The 14954-nt window shown below is 66.0% G+C and carries 13 protein-coding genes; 5 read left to right on the forward strand and 8 right to left on the reverse strand.

The genetic code is table 11. The features are described from left to right. The first annotated feature begins 206 nt into the window (after window positions 1-206). From hpaC (RA210_RS00075) to RA210_RS00085, 3 genes are all read left to right on the forward strand, one after another. Window positions 207-716 carry a 4-hydroxyphenylacetate 3-monooxygenase, reductase component gene (hpaC, locus tag RA210_RS00075; RefSeq protein WP_201484995.1) on the forward strand — a complete coding sequence of 170 codons (510 nt, stop codon included), beginning with the start codon at window positions 207-209 and terminating at the stop codon, window positions 714-716. Between the two features lie 141 nt (window positions 717-857). Beyond that, window positions 858-1367 carry a 4-hydroxyphenylacetate 3-monooxygenase, reductase component gene (hpaC, locus tag RA210_RS00080; protein WP_201484996.1) on the forward strand — a complete coding sequence of 170 codons (510 nt, stop codon included), beginning with the start codon at window positions 858-860 and terminating at the stop codon, window positions 1365-1367. Window positions 1368-1533: 166 nt separating this feature from the next. Then, window positions 1534-2793 (forward strand): MFS transporter, encoded by a 1260-nt coding sequence (locus tag RA210_RS00085; protein WP_201484997.1) that lies wholly within the window; start codon window positions 1534-1536, stop codon window positions 2791-2793. 119 nt (window positions 2794-2912) lie between these two features. Here RA210_RS00085 and ntrC read toward each other — a convergent pair whose 3' ends face one another. The 5 genes from ntrC to glnA all read right to left on the reverse strand — a co-directional run bounded on the left by ntrC (window position 2913) and on the right by glnA (window position 8461). Then, window positions 2913-4343, reverse strand: coding sequence for a nitrogen regulation protein NR(I) (gene ntrC / locus RA210_RS00090; protein ID WP_201484998.1), 1431 nt, complete (start codon window positions 4341-4343; stop codon window positions 2913-2915). Then, a complete protein-coding gene (gene glnL / locus RA210_RS00095; protein ID WP_136491600.1) occupies window positions 4340-5425 on the reverse strand; it encodes a nitrogen regulation protein NR(II) in 1086 nt (361 codons plus the stop codon). The genes ntrC and glnL overlap by 4 nt, the downstream gene beginning before the upstream one ends. A 293-nt stretch (window positions 5426-5718) precedes the next feature. Next, window positions 5719-6333: a DUF4124 domain-containing protein gene (locus RA210_RS00100; RefSeq protein WP_201484999.1), complete on the reverse strand. Its 615-nt coding sequence runs from the start codon at window positions 6331-6333 to the stop codon at window positions 5719-5721. A gap of 4 nt (window positions 6334-6337) precedes the next feature. Continuing rightward, window positions 6338-6883, reverse strand: a complete 546-nt coding sequence (locus tag RA210_RS00105) for a DUF4124 domain-containing protein (RefSeq protein ID WP_201485000.1) — start codon at window positions 6881-6883, stop codon at window positions 6338-6340. Window positions 6884-7054: 171 nt separating this feature from the next. After that, window positions 7055-8461: a type I glutamate--ammonia ligase gene (glnA, locus tag RA210_RS00110; protein WP_201485001.1), complete on the reverse strand. Its 1407-nt coding sequence runs from the start codon at window positions 8459-8461 to the stop codon at window positions 7055-7057. Between the two features lie 325 nt (window positions 8462-8786). Here glnA and thiI point away from each other — a divergent pair, with 325 nt between their 5' ends. Together thiI and typA are read left to right on the forward strand one after the other, a co-directional pair. Further along, window positions 8787-10244, forward strand: coding sequence for a tRNA uracil 4-sulfurtransferase ThiI (gene thiI, locus RA210_RS00115; RefSeq protein ID WP_201485002.1), 1458 nt, complete (start codon window positions 8787-8789; stop codon window positions 10242-10244). 141 nt (window positions 10245-10385) lie between these two features. After that, window positions 10386-12206 carry a translational GTPase TypA gene (gene typA, locus RA210_RS00120; RefSeq protein ID WP_136491253.1) on the forward strand — a complete coding sequence of 607 codons (1821 nt, stop codon included), beginning with the start codon at window positions 10386-10388 and terminating at the stop codon, window positions 12204-12206. 111 nt (window positions 12207-12317) lie between these two features. On the opposite strand, the gene RA210_RS00125 is transcribed toward typA, so the two are convergent. From RA210_RS00125 to RA210_RS00135, 3 genes are all read right to left on the reverse strand, one after another. Then, window positions 12318-13334: a TerB family tellurite resistance protein gene (locus RA210_RS00125; protein ID WP_201485003.1), complete on the reverse strand. Its 1017-nt coding sequence runs from the start codon at window positions 13332-13334 to the stop codon at window positions 12318-12320. 219 nt (window positions 13335-13553) lie between these two features. Beyond that, window positions 13554-14612, reverse strand: coding sequence for a helix-turn-helix transcriptional regulator (locus RA210_RS00130; RefSeq protein ID WP_201485004.1), 1059 nt, complete (start codon window positions 14610-14612; stop codon window positions 13554-13556). Between the two features lie 116 nt (window positions 14613-14728). Next, window positions 14729-14938 (reverse strand): hypothetical protein, encoded by a 210-nt coding sequence (locus RA210_RS00135; protein WP_201485005.1) that lies wholly within the window; start codon window positions 14936-14938, stop codon window positions 14729-14731. Window positions 14939-14954 lie beyond the last annotated feature (16 nt).

Below are 14954 nucleotides of genomic sequence, written 5' to 3' on the forward strand. Positions count from 1 at the left end.
CTGTGCCGTGCGTTGCTGGCGCCCCGGGGCGACGAAAAGTACAAGGCAAAGTGCGGAAAAGGTATTCTGCTGTTTCGTTTCGATGTTCATGATTCGCTCATCGTCATCTGCCGACGCACGGCAGCCAAGCACTCGACGGCATCCCCACGCGATGCCGCGGGCCGGAATCAGCCCCGGCCATCCACCTTGCGCCAGGAGTACCGAACATGTCCAAGCCGCAGCTCGACCCGAATCAGCTCGCCTTCCGCAACGCCATGGCGCACATGAGCGCCGCGGTGAACATCATCACCACCGACGGCGAGGCCGGCCGCTGCGGCATCACCGCCACCGCGGTGTGCTCGGTGACCGACACCCCGCCGACCGTGATGGTCTGCGTCAACCGCAACAGCGCGATGAACGCGGTGTTCAAGGCCAACGGCCGCCTGTGCGTCAACGTGCTGTCCGGCGAGCAGGAAGAGGCCGCCAAGCACTTCGCCGGGATGACCGGGGTGGCCATGGAGGAGCGCTTCGCCCTCGATCCGTGGACCACCGGCAGCCAGGGCCTGCCGGTGCTGGAAGGCGCGCTGGCCAACCTGCAGGGGCGCATCGTCGAGACCCAGGAGATCGGCACCCACTCGGTGCTGCTGGTCGAGCTGGACGACATCCATGTGCGCGAGGAGGGCGACAGCCTGGTGTACTTCAGCCGCGCCTTCCGCCGCGTCGAGCGCGCCGCCTAAGCGGCTGCCCGTTCCCGAAAAGGCCCTGCCGGATGGCGGGGCCTTTTCGTTTGTGGCCCGGGCTCATGCGTTTGGGGGTTGCCTGATGCGCGCGCTAGCGGCAGTCTGCGCGGCCTTGCCCTGCACCGGAATTGTTCGTCCATGTCCCAGCTCGACCCCAGGCAGCTCGCCTTCCGCAACGCCATGGCGCACATGAGCGCCGCGGTGAACATCATCACCACCGACGGCACCGCCGGCCGCTGCGGCATCACCGCCACCGCGGTGTGCTCGGTGACCGACACCCCGCCGACCCTGATGGTCTGCATCAACCGGGGCAGCGAGATGAACGCGGTGTTCAAGGCCAACGGCCGCCTGTGCGTCAACGTGCTGTCCGCCGCGCAGGAGGAGGCCGCCCGCCACTTCGCCGGGATGACCGGCGTGGCCATGGACGAGCGCTTCGCCCGCGACGCCTGGCAGGCGGGCGAGGGCGGCCTGCCGGTGCTGGAAGGCGCGCTGGCCAACCTGCAGGGGCGCATCGCCGAGGCCCAGGAGATCGGCACCCACTCGGTGCTGCTGGTCGAGCTGGACGACATCCATGTGCGCGAGGAGGGCGACAGCCTGGTGTACTTCAGCCGCGCCTTCCGCGTGGTCAGCCGCGACCAGGTGGCCTGAGAGCGATTGCCGCCCGGCGGGGCTGGCGTCCTCTCGCGGCAAACGTTAAGATGTTAAACATCTGCTGCCGCCCCGGCACCTTGCGGTGTTCCCCTCTTTCAGGGGCGGCGGCGTTTTAATTCCCCCCGATGCTGCCAGACGTGGCCCCGTAGCCGCAGGAGGCGCCATGACTTCGTCCGCCGAGCGTTCCTGGCCTGCCGCCGTTCGCGCGCTGCAACACCCCAACTTCCGCCTGTATTTCGCCGGTCAGGCCGTGTCGATCCTCGGCAGCTGGATCCAGCAGGTCGCCCTGTCCTGGCTGATCTACCGCCTCACCGGCTCGGTGGCGCTGCTCGGCGTCACCACCTTCGCCGCGCTGCTGCCGCAACTGATCGTCGGTCCCCTGGCCGGCGCCTGGACCGACCGCCACGACAAGCGCCGCCTGCTGATCCTGGTGCAGGCCCTGCTCGGCCTGCAGGCGCTGGTGCTCGCCGCGCTCACCGCGCTGGAGTGGATCGGCCCGGCGCTGATCGTCGCCATGTCGCTGCTGCTCGGCGTGCTCAACGCCTTCGACACGCCGTTGCGCCAGGCGCTGATCGGCAGCTTCGTCGGCAGCCGCGACGACCTGCCCAACGCCCTGGCGCTCAACGCCATGCTGTTCAACATCGGCCGCTTCATCGGCCCGCCGCTGGCCGGCCTGCTGCTGGCGCTGACCAGCGAGGCGATGTGCTTCGCCCTCAACGCCCTGTCGTTCCTCGCCCTGCTGGCCGGCCTGCTGCTGATCCGCATCGACGCGCCGCCGCGCGCCAAGGGCTCGACCGGCGCGGTGTTCCGCGAGGGCCTGGCCTACGTGTGGGGCAACCAGCCGATCCGCCTGCTGATCCTCAGCCTGGCGATGGTCAACCTCACCGCCTCCAGCTACGCGGTGCTGCTGCCGGTGTTCGCCCGCGACATCTTCGCCGGCGACGCGCAGACCCTCGGCTGGCTGTGGGGCGCCGCCGGCTGCGGCGCCTTCCTCTCCACCCTGTTCCTCGCCACCCGCCAGGCGCTGCCGGGCCTGGTGCGCATCGTGCTGGTCGGCGCGGTGCTCAGCGGCCTGGCCCTGCTGGCCTTCGCCGCCAGCCACCTGGTACCGCTGGCGCTGCTGGCCATGGCGGTGCTCGGCTTCGCCATCTCGGTGGGCAACGTCGGCATCAACATGCTGCTGCAGAGCCTGGCGCCGGAGCAGCTGCGCGGCCGCGTGGTGTCCTTCTTCACCTCCATCCGCTTCGGCTTCGACGCCATCGGCGGCCTGCTCGCCGGCCTGCTGGCCGCGCGCATCGGCGCGCCGCTGACCCTGGCGCTGGAAGGGGTGGTGCTGCTGGTGTTCTGCGTCTGGCTGCTGGCGCAGCGCCGGGTGCTGCGTGAACAGGTGCGCGACGACCTGCAGGAGCAGGCCGCGCGCTGATCGGATCGGGGGGTGCTTCCCGTGTCGGCGCAGGAGACAGGTGCGGTTGCCCCGCCCGCTCTTCCTGCCAATCTTCGCCCCGGCTGGGCCTTGCGCCCGCCGGGGCTTTTTTTGCCTGGCTAGAGGCTCTCGTCCTCGTCGCTGCCTTCCACCGCCATGTTCAGTTCCTTGATCTTGCGGGTCAGGGTGTTGCGCCCCCAGCCGAGCAGCTGGGCGGCGTCGCGGCGGCGGCCGGCGGTGTGCTTGAGGGCGCTCTCGATCATCACCCGCTCGAAGGCCGGCAGGGCGCTGCCGAGCAGGTCGGTCTGGCCGCGGGTCAGCGCCTGTTCGGCCCACAGGCGCAGCGCCTGCTCCCAGTTGCCGCCGGCCGGAGCCTCCTGCGGCTGCTGCAGCAGCTCCGGCGGCAGGTCGTCGATGTGCACCTCGCGCCCGGAGGCCATCACCGTGATCCAGCGGCAGGTGTTCTCCAGCTGGCGCACGTTGCCCGGCCAGGGCAGGTTCTGCAGGTATTCCTCGGTCTGCGGCTTGAGCAGCTTGGGTTCGACCGCCAGCTCCTGGGCGGCGCGGGCGAGGAAGTGGCGGGCCAGTGCCGGGATGTCCTCGCGGCGGTCGGCCAGGCGCGGGATGTGGATGCGGATGACGTTGAGACGGTGGAACAGGTCCTCGCGGAACTTGCCGGCGCGCACCAGGTTCTCGAGGTTCTGGTGGGTGGCGGCGATGATGCGCACGTTGACCTTGACCGGGGTGTGGCCGCCGACCCGGTAGAACTCGCCGTCGGCCAGCACGCGCAGCAGGCGGGTCTGGGTGTCGGCCGGCATGTCGCCGATCTCGTCGAGGAACAGGGTACCGCCGTCGGCCTGCTCGAAGCGGCCGCGGCGCTGCGCGGCGGCGCCGGTGAAGGCGCCCTTCTCGTGGCCGAACAGCTCGGACTCCATCAGGTCCTTGGGGATCGCCGCCATGTTCAGAGCGATGAACGGCGCGTTGGCGCGCGGGCTGTGGCGGTGCAGGGCGTGCGCCACCAGCTCCTTGCCGGTGCCCGACTCGCCGTTGATCAGCACGGTGATGTTGGAGTGGCTCAGGCGGCCGATGGCGCGGAACACCTCCTGCATCGCCGCCGCCTCGCCGATGATCTCCGGCGTGGCGGCCTGCTCGTCGGGGGTGGCCAGCGCCTGCTGCTCGCGGGCGTGCAGGGTGGCGCGCTTGACCAGCGACACCGCCTCGTCGACGTCGAACGGCTTGGGCAGGTACTCGAAGGCGCCGCCCTGGTAGGAAGCCACCGCGCTCTCCAGGTCGGAGTGGGCGGTCATGATGATCACCGGCAGGCGCGGGTACAGCTCGCGGATGCGCGCCAGCAGGTCGAGGCCGCTGGCGCCCGGCATGCGGATGTCGGAGACGATCACGCTGGGCTGCTCGAGACCCAGGCGGTTGAGCAGGCTGTCGGCGCTGTCGAAGCTCTGGCTGGGCAGGCCGGCCTGCTGCAGGGCCTTTTCCAGCACCCAGCGGATCGAGCGGTCGTCGTCGACGATCCAGACGGTATCCGGTCGGTTCATGGGGTTGGTGCTCCTTGTTCAAGCGGCAGAAACAGCGCGAAGACCGTGCGCCCGGGCTGGCTTTCGCACTCGATCAGGCCCTGGTGCTGGTTGAGGATGTTCTGCGCGATGGCCAGGCCGAGGCCGGTGCCGTCGGCACGCCCGCTGACCATGGGATAGAAGAGGGTGTCCTGCAGCGCCGGGTCGATGCCCGGGCCGTTGTCGATCACCTCGATGCGGCACACCAGGCGGTGGCGCTGGTGGCCGATGGTGAACTGGCGCAGGGTGCGGGTGCGCAGCAGGATGCGCCCCGGCGGGTGCGGCTGCTTCTGCCCGGCGATCGCCTGCATGGCGTTGCGCACCACGTTGAGCACCGCCTGGATCAGCTGCTCGCGGTCGGCGAGCAGCTCGGGGATGCTCGGGTCGTAGTCGCGGTCCAGGCTCAGCTTGCCCTGGGTCTCGGCCTTGACCAGGCTGCATACCCGCTCGAGCACCTCGTGGATGTTGGTCGGCGCCAGCTGCGGCAGCTTGTTGGAGCCGAGCATGCGGTCCACCAGGTTCCGCAGGCGGTCGGCCTCGGCGATGATCACGTCGGTGTAGTCCCTGAGGCCGGCGTCCGGCAGCTCGCGGGCCAGCAGCTGCGCGGCGCCGCGGATGCCGCCCAGCGGGTTCTTGATCTCGTGGGCCAGGCCGCGCACCAGCAGACGGGTGGTCTCCTGCTTGGCCAGCTGCGCCTCCTCCTTGGTGATGCGCAGCAGGCGGTCGCGCGGGTGCAGTTCGAGCAGCAGCAGGAAGCTGCTCAGGCCGGGGATCGGCGTGGCCGCATAGTCCACCGCCAGCTGCTGGCCGGCGGCGGTGATCAGCTGCGCCTCGCGCTTGGTGAACGGGTGGCCGCTGGCCACCGCCTGGCGCAGGGCCGGCAGGCCGTCGGGACTCTCGTTGCACAGCTCGCTGATGAACAGCCCCTGGCTGCGCTGGCCGCTGACGCCCAGCAGCATCTCGGCGGCCGGGTTCATGTACTCCAGGCGCAGCTCGGCGTTGAGCAGGATCACCGCGGTGGTCAGGTTGTCGAGCAGCAGGCGCTGCAGTGAGTCGTAGGCCATGGCTAGCATGCGCTCCTGTGGGTGCAGCGTATTTGCAAGAAGTGCGCCAGCGACATGAGGGTGCAGGTCCGGGCGGCCGTCTGCCGCCTTTTTGTGCATGGCCGCGCGGACTGCGCCGATGGCGCGCGGATGGCGCAGCGCCCGTGGCACAGGGCTTGCGCCCCGCGAGGGGCGGGCACCGGCAGGGTGCGCAGCGGCCGCCTGCGGGGCGCAGCAGGCGGCGAGCCGGGCGTGACTCGTGGCTCAGTATAGGTCGCGGGAGCATTGTGCGCACCAAAGTGGTGCGCTCGTGCTCAGGGGAGGGGCACGCCGAGGAAGCGGCGCGGCTCGGCCGGCTTGTCGGCCAGCGGGCATTCCGGGCGCACGCCGTAGTCGCCCTTCTGGCAGGGGTTGACCCGGCGCTTGTCGGCCAGGGTGGTGCGCCTGAGATGGAACGGCTGGCTGGGCGTGCGCTCGACGATGCGCCCCTCGGCGTCGACGATCTCGGCGGCCAGCTGGTGGGTGCCGCGGTCGAGGTTGTCGAGGGTGAACACCGGGCTGCGCGCCGGCGCGCCGTGCACCTGGCCGTCGAGCAGCAGGCGGTAGCGGTGTCCCGCGAGCAGGCCGGGGTCGCTCTCCAGGGTGACCAGCAGGTTGCCTTCGTTGTCGCGGATGGTGGCGTCCGGCTCGGGCAGGGTGATGCGCAGCAGCTGGTAGGCCGGCAACAGGGCGGCGGGCAGCGCCGGCGGCTCGGCGGGCGGCGGCGCCGGCAGGCTGGCGCTGTTGGCCGGCGCCAGCTCGACGCGCTGGGCGTTGGCGCTGCGCGGCTTGTCGGTGAACACCCGGTTGCCGTCGGCGTCGAGGTAGGTGTACACGCCGGCGAAGGCCGGCAGGCTGGTCAGCAGCAGGAAGCAGAGCAGGGCGCGCATGGGGTCAGTTCTGTGGCTTCGGTTGCGGGCGGGGCAGGGCCGGGCTGCCGATATGCACGCGCTGCACGGTGAAGGTCACGCTGGCGCTGCGCTGCAGCGGCTCGCCGTCGCGCAGGATCTCCGCCTGCAGGCTGTGGCTGCCGCGGTCGAGGCTCTCGAAGTGGAACTGGGTCTGCCGGCCGGGGGGGCTCACCGGCTGGCCATCCAGCAGTAGCTGCAGCAGGTCGCCGTCCTGCAGGCCCGGCTCCAGGCTGACGCCGACGCTGAAGGTGCCGGCATTGGCGCGCAGGGTGGCGTCCTGGTCGGGCACTCCGGTGATTTCCACGCGGCGGTAGCTCGCGGCCTGAGCGGCGGCGGGCGCGGCGGCCGGTGTGGCCGGTGCGGGGGCGGCCACGGTGTTGGTCGGGCCGAGCTGCACGCTCTCGCTGGCCACGCCCTCGGGCGGCTGGTTGGTGTAGACCGGATTGCCGCGGTCGTCGATGTAGCGGTAGATCTCGGCGCTGGCCGGCAGGGCCAGGGCGAGCAGCAGGCAGGCGCAGAGCGGGCGCATGGGCGGATCCTTGCGAAGAGGATGGCGGTGCAGCAAGCCTTGCACCGCCGCGAGGCACTGGCAAGCGTCGTCGTCCTGGGCTGTGCGGGGCGGCGCAATCCGCTGCGCTTGGCGACAGGAAAAGCACAAAGGCCTCCCGAAGGAGGCCTTTGCGACATCACCGATCAGCGATCAGCAGCTGTAGTACAGGTCGTACTCCAGCGGGTGCACGAAGGTGCGCACCTTGATTTCCTCGGCGGACTTCAGCTCGATGAAGGAGTCCAGGAAGTCCTTGGTGAATACGCCGCCCTTGAGCAGGAACTCGTGGTCGGCTTCCAGGGCCTCCAGGGCCTCCTTCAGGCTGCCGCACACCTGCGGGATGTTGGCGGCTTCTTCCGGCGGCAGGTCGTAGAGGTTCTTGTCGGCGGCATCGCCCGGGTGGATCTTGTTCTGGATGCCGTCCAGGCCGGCCATCAGCAGGGCGGCGAAGGCCAGGTACGGGTTGGCCGACGGATCCGGGAAGCGCGCCTCGATGCGGCGGCCCTTCGGGCTGGCGACGTACGGGATGCGGATGGAGGCGGAGCGGTTGCGGGCCGAGTAGGCCAGCATCACCGGAGCCTCGAAGCCCGGGACCAGACGCTTGTAGGAGTTGGTCGACGGGTTGGTCAGGGCGTTCAGCGCCTTGCCGTGCTTGATGATGCCGCCGATGAAGTACAGGGCGGTATCGGACAGGCCGGCATAGCCTTCGCCGGCGAAGGTGTTCTTGCCGTCTTTGGCGATGGACATGTGCACGTGCATGCCCGAGCCGTTGTCGCCGTACAGGGGCTTGGGCATGAAGGTCACGGTCTTGCCGTAGGCGGCGGCGACGTTCTGCACGCAGTACTTCAGGGTCTGCACTTCGTCGGCCTTGGCGACCAGGGTGTTGAACTTCACGCCGATCTCGTTCTGGGCGCCGGCCACTTCGTGGTGGTGCACCTCGACGATCTGGCCCATCTCTTCCAGGGCGTTGCACATGGCGGTGCGGATCTCGTGATCCGGATCGGCCGGCGGGGTCGGCAGGTAGCCGCCCTTGACCGCGATGCGGTGGCCGTTGTTGCCCTGGCCGCCGTTGACGTCGGCGTCGCTGCTCCAGGCTGCCTGCTCGGAGAAGATCTTGAACATGGAGCCGGACATATCCGACTTGTACTTCACGGAGTCGAAGATGAAGAATTCCGGCTCCGGACCGGCGAACACGGTGTCACCGATACCGGTGGTCTTCAGGTATTCCTCGGCGCGCTTGGCGATGGCGCGCGGGTCGCGCTCGTAGCCCTGCATGGTGGACGGCTCGATCACGTCGCAGACCAGGATCAGGGTCGGCTCTTCGGTGAACGGGTCCATCACCGCCGTGCTGTCGTCCGGCAGCAGGATCATGTCGGAGGCTTCGATGCCCTTCCAGCCTTCGATGGAGGAGCCGTCGAACATCTTGCCCACGTCGAAGAAGTCTTCGTCGGCGTCACGCGCCGGCATGGTGATGTGGTGCTGGCGGCCTTTCGGGTCGGTGAAACGGAGATCGATCCACTTCGCGTTGTGTTCTTGAATCAGTTGCAGCGCCTTCGACATGCTGTCCTCCAGGGGGTACACACGGGCGGTGGGGCGCCCGAGATTCGTTTTTCATCGGGCCTCGGCCCGCCGGAAAATGTCCGGATTTCAAAAGCAAGGAGCGTGCCAGTGCTTGGAAATGGGCATGGGCCGCGGAAAATGCGGCTTTTCCGGGCGTCGCCCGCGATGCGGGCTAGGATCGTGCACCACGGGGGTGCTTTCAAGTGTTGCACTGATTCATTTTGGTGCAATTTGCCGTCGCGCGGATTTCTGCTCAAAGCTTGAGCAATTTCCGCTATAATCCGCGCCCCTCTTTTCGCTGCTCCTGCCTTCGCGCCGTTCGCCCATGAAACTGATCGTCAAACCCTTCGCGGAAATCACCATCAAGAGCCGGCCGGTGCGCAAGCAGTTCATCCGCCAGCTCGGCAAGAACATCCGCACCGTGCTCAGGGATCTCGATCCGGCGCTGCGCACCGAGGGCGAATGGGACAACGTCGAGGTGCAGACCCAGGTCAGCGACCCGCAGGTGCTGCGCGAGATGCTCGAGCGCCTGCGCTGCACGCCGGGCATCGCCCACTTCCTCGAGGTGCACGAGTACCCGCTGGGCGACTTCGACGACGTCACCGAGAAGTGCAAGCTCCATTTTGGTGCGAAGCTTTCCGGCAAGATCTTCGCGGTGCGCTGCAAGCGCTCCGGCAATACCCACGACTTCTCCTCGGTCGACCTGGCTGCCCACGTCGGCAGCCGCCTGCGCCGCGAGTGCTCTGCCTCCGGCATCGACCTCAAGCATCCCGAGGTCGAGGTGCGCTTCGAGGCGCGCTACGACCGCCTGCTGGTCGAGCACGCCCGCCACGAGGGCCTCGGCGGCTATCCGCTGGGCTCCATCGAGCAGACCCTGGTGCTGATGTCCGGCGGCTTCGACTCCACCGTGGCGGCCTACCAGATGATGCGTCGCGGCCTGCTCACCCACTTCTGCTTCTTCAACCTCGGCGGCCGCGCCCACGAGCTGGGGGTGATGGAAGTCGCCCACTACCTGTGGGAGAAGTTCGGCCGCTCGCACCGCGTGCTGTTCATCAGCGTGCCGTTCGAGGAAGTGGTCGGCGAGATCCTCGGCAAGGTCGACAACAGCCAGATGGGCGTGGTGCTCAAGCGCATGATGCTGCGCGCCGCGTCGCGGATCGCCGACGAGCTGCACATCGACGCGCTGGTCACCGGCGAGGCGATCTCCCAGGTGTCCAGCCAGACCCTGCCCAACCTGTCGGTGATCGACGCGGTGACCGACACCCTGGTGCTGCGCCCGCTGATCGCCGCGCACAAGCAGGACATCATCGACACCGCGACGCGCATCGGCACCGCCGAGTTCGCCAAGAACATGCCCGAGTACTGCGGGGTCATCTCGGTCAACCCGACCACCCGCGCCAAGCGCTACCGCGTCGAGCATGAGGAGGCGCAGTTCGACATGGCCATCCTCGAGCGCGCCCTGGAGCGCGCGCGCAAGGTGACCATCGACAACCTGATCGACGAGCTGGGCCAGGACCTGCAGGTCGAGGAGGTGCGCGAGGCGCTGCCCGGGCAGATCGTCATCGACATCCGCCACCCCGACGCCGCCGAGGACGAGCCGCTGCTGCTGCCCGGCATCGAGGTGCAGGCCCTGCCGTTCTACGCGATCAACAACCGTTTCAAGGAACTGGATGCCAACCGCCAGTACCTCCTGTACTGCGACCGTGGCGTGATGAGCCGCCTGCATGCCCACCACCTGCTCAGCGAGGGGCATGCCAATGTGCGCGTTTATCGTCCGGCCTAGGCAGCCGGGCCTGCTGGGGGGCAGCATCCGCCACCGCCCCCCCGATTGGCGCTGCCCGCGTTAATCAAGCTGTCGCCGGCAGGCGGGAACAATCCCGTCCGGCATCCGAATCCAAGCGTTACCTATCGAGAAGACACCCCAGTGATCGAACAACTGCGCAACATCGCCATCATCGCCCACGTCGACCATGGCAAGACCACCCTCGTCGACAAGCTGCTCAAGCTCTCCGGCACCCTCGACCGCAAGGAAGCCGAGAACGAGCGCGTGATGGACTCCAACGACCAGGAAAAGGAACGCGGCATCACCATCCTGGCCAAGAACACCGCCATCAAGTGGAACGGCTACAACATCAACATCGTCGACACCCCCGGACACGCCGACTTCGGCGGTGAGGTCGAGCGCGTGATGTCGATGGTCGACTCCGTGCTGCTGGTGGTCGACGCCCAGGACGGCCCGATGCCGCAGACCCGCTTCGTGACCCAGAAGGCCTTCAAGGCCGGCCTGCGTCCGATCGTCGTGGTCAACAAGATCGACCGCCCGGGCGCGCGTCCGGACTGGGTCATCGACCAGATCTTCGACCTGTTCGACAACCTCGGCGCCACCGACGAGCAGCTGGACTTCCCGATCGTCTACGCCAGCGCCCTGAACGGCATCGCCGGCATGGACCACGAGGCCATGGACGACAACATGGACGCGCTGTTCCAGGCGATCATCGACCACGTGCCGGCCCCGGTGGTGGACGTCGAAGGCCCGTTCCAGATGCAAATCTCCCAGCTGGACTACAACAGCTTCCTCGGCGTGATCGGCATCGGCCGCATCGCCCGCGGCAAGGTGCGCACCAACACCCCGGTGACCGCCATCGGCGCCGACGGCAAGAAGCGCAACGGCCGCATCCTGAAGGTCATGGGCCACTCCGGCCTGCAGCGCGTCGAGGTCGAGGAAGCCACCGCCGGCGACATCGTCTGCGTCTCCGGCATGGACGAGCTGTTCATCTCCGACACCCTGTGCGACCAGAACAACGTCGAGGCGCTGCCGCCGCTGACCGTCGACCAGCCGACCGTGAGCATGACCTTCCAGGTCAACGACTCGCCGTTCGCCGGCAAGGAAGGCAAGTTCGTCACCAGCCGCAACATCAAGGACCGTCTGGAGAAGGAACTGCTGCACAACGTGGCGCTGCGCGTCGAGCAGGGCGAGTCCCCGGAGAAGTTCAAGGTCTCCGGCCGTGGCGAGCTGCACCTGTCGGTGCTGATCGAGACCATGCGTCGTGAAGGCTTCGAGCTGGCCGTGGGCCGCCCGGAAGTGGTGATCATCGAGAACGAGGCCGGCGAGAAGCAGGAACCGTACGAGAACGTCACCATCGACATCGAGGAGCAGCACCAGGGTCCGGTGATGGAGCAGATGGGCCTGCGCAAGGGCGATCTGACCAACATGATCCCCGACGGCAAGGGCCGTGTGCGCCTGGAGTACACCATCCCGGCGCGCGGCCTGATCGGCTTCCGCAACAACTTCCTGACCCTGACCTCGGGCACCGGCATCCTCACCTCGACCTTCAGCCACTACGGCCCGATCAAGGCCGGCGAAGTGACCAACCGTCAGAACGGCGTGCTGGTGTCGATGGCCACTGGTACCGCGCTGACCTACTCGCTGGAAACCCTGCAGGCCCGCGGCAAGCTGTTCCTCGAGCCGGGCCAGGAGATCTATGAAGGCCAGCTGTGCGGCATCAACAGCCGCGACAACGACCTGGTGATCAACCCCACCAAGGGCAAGAAGCTCGACAACATGCGCGCTTCCGGCAAGGACGAAGTCATCGCCCTGGTTCCGCCGATCAAGTTCACCCTCGAGCAGGCGCTGGAATTCATCGCCGACGACGAGCTGGTGGAAGTGACCCCGAAGTCGATCCGTCTGCGCAAGAAGATGCTCAACGAGAACGACCGCAAGCGTTACGAGCGCAGCAAGGTCTGATCGCTGAGTCGGCCTTGAGCTGAAATGAAAAGCCCCGCCTGGTGTGATCCGGCGGGGCTTTTCTATTTTTCTTGACGCAGCTCTGGTAGTGGGTCCTGGTTTTTTCGAACTTTAAGCAGAGATCATTTCTTCAATGTCTGAATCTGAGAATCCAAGCATCTTTCCTACTTGTTTTATGTATAACTTTTCAGTTATATGAATTTTTCCGTCTGCTTTTGCTAGCGCAATCATTTCGGCTATTAGGGAGATTGACTCTGATGGTGAGTCTGCGATAATTTCGATTCCCTCAAGTTTTGTTTCTGTTGAGGAGATGTTTGATATCAACGATATTTTTTCTTCTGGTGTAAGGTTGCTCTGCTCAATTGTTGAGGCTATGAGTGCTAGCTCCTCCTCGTCTGACTTACCATCAATTTTCATTAGATTGGAAAGAGCTTGGATCTTGTAGTAATCGTTGGATTTTTTTGATCCATCTTCGGCAGGGCTGTTCTCCTTTTCCTCTATGAGTTCAATGTCAATTATGTTGTCTTCGAATTCTAATTCGGAGGAAAAAATTTCTGTGGCCTTTTTTCCGATCTGTCGTGTTAGGTAGTTTGTCCAAGCAGCCATCGCCGCAGCCCCAACACCAGGAAGCCACTTGCTTATAGTTGATTTTAATGCTTGCTGAGTGATCTTTCCGCCTAAAGCTGTTACCAGTCGCTGGAATACTCTCAGGCTGGTTCGTCTTACCAAATATTTTCCGCCGTGCACTACAAGAAGACTGCCGGCTCCTGACCCCATAGCGGACACAAAGACCATGGCTGCCAGTTCTTTGGTCATGAGGTCCCTTTTTCCATGTGCAGCTGCGATGTCATATATGAGGGATATCTGGTTTCGTGTTACAAGTATTATCTCTGGAACTACGGCTAGCATCCCATATGGCCCAGGTATCAAGCTAGCGCCGCCGGATATTGCGGAGTTTGTAAGCGCTGCTGAACTTATGAGCTTTCCGGTTGATCCGATTTCTGGGATCTTTTGTGGGTTGTTTTGGTAGTACTCGTTTTTCTGTTTTACAACGCTTTCGAATGCGTCACTCAGTTTTTCAGTTATCTGTTCTTCCATTTTTGCGGATAATTTATTTTTTTCTTCCATTTTTGTTCCTTGGTGTGGCAGAGTTTTGATGGGTGTTTTTGTTGGGTGGGGTAGGCTTTCTGCTGGCTGTTAAAATTATTTTGTTTGTAATTTTACTGTTTGCCAAGCGTTGTCTTGGTGGTGTTTTTATCTTGCTTTGTTAGTCGCTAGAGACTGGCGGCGGCGAGTATATTCTTCAGCATGGATTGTTCTCCCGACTGATGCTGTGTTGTCCGATTCCTAATGTCCACTTTCCACAGTGCTGCGACGTAGCGTGTCGCAGACAATCGGCGCGGCATACATCCCCCGCAACCTCTCCACCTTCCGCCCTATCTCCTCCACCCACACCTGCGGCGCATGCACGCGGATCTGGTCGTTGAGGCCGAAGATCCACCACAGGGTCTCCTGGTCCAGCGGCACGCGGGCGTGCAGGCGTTGCCAGTCGCTGCCGGGCAGCGGTTCGAGGCGTTGTTCGCGGCTGAGCGGGGTTTCGTCGAGCAGCCAGGCGATCTGCGGGGAGACGTCGGCGATCAGTTCGACTTCGTCGGGTGACTGGCGCCAGGCGAAGGCTCCACCCTCGATGTAGCGGTCGATGTCGAAGCCTTGGTGCTCGCGGGCCGGTTCGTCCAGCAGCTCGGCGGACTGAATGCGGTGCAGGGCGAACTGGCGCAGGTCGGCGTAGTCGTTGGCAGTGCCGATCAGGTAGCTGCTGGAGTGGCGCGACACCAGGCCGGCCGGGTGGATGCGCAGGCTCCTGGCGTCGCCCTTGCTGCGGCTCAGGTAGTCGACCCGTAGCTGGCGGCGTTCGAGCAGGGCGGTGCAGACCTGCGTCCAGATCGCCGGTTGCAGCGGGGCCGGGAGCAGGGCCTTGCCGTTGGGCAGGGTGCGTACGCGGCGCGCCCAGTGGGCCAGGCCGTTGCGCTCCATGCCGTCGAGGTAGTCGCGGGCGCTGCGAAAGTGCGGGTTGAGCTGGTCCAGCACGCTCTGCGGCAGCAGGGTGTTGAGGTGGCTTTCGGCCAGGTGCAGGGCCAGCGCGGAGGCGGTGTCGAGGGCGGGCAGGCCGTGGGCAGCGTCGCGATCGAGGCTCCAGCGGTAGGGGCGCTGGCTGTCGTCGCAGAGGATCGGGAAGCTCCCGGCCAGCTTGTCGCGCAGGTCGCGCTGCAGGGAGCGCTTGTCGATCTCGAAACCCTTGTCCCTGAGCCTTTCCAGCAGGACGGGGGTGGCGATGCGCCCCGGCCAGCGCGGGATCAGCTGCAGCAGGGCGAGGTAGCGGAACAGTGGATCCTTGTTTTCGGACATCGTGCGGCTTCCGTGTCGACGTTGGCGGATGGCCTGTGACCGGTGTCCGCTTGTCGGCGAGTGTAAGACGGCGGATGGGCATTTGGCCACTAGCGGGGCAGTGCCTTGTCGGGCGCTCAGTGCCTGCCGCCAAGGAGCTGCTGCAGCCTGGCCTTGAAGGTCTCGGTGGCGCTGGCCGGGCGCCATTGCAGCGTCTGGCTGCCGCACTGCGGGCAGTGCTCGAACCAGTCGACGCCGAGGATCAGTGCATCGCTGCGCGGGATGACGGTGCGGCGCCAGCCACAGTCGGTGCAGCGGAAGGTGGAGGGCGGTGGCGGAATCGGCATGGTGCGGAGGCTCCCG

The sequence above is a fragment of the Pseudomonas sp. OF001 genome, from assembly GCF_904426495.1.
Taxonomy (GTDB): domain Bacteria; phylum Pseudomonadota; class Gammaproteobacteria; order Pseudomonadales; family Pseudomonadaceae; genus Geopseudomonas.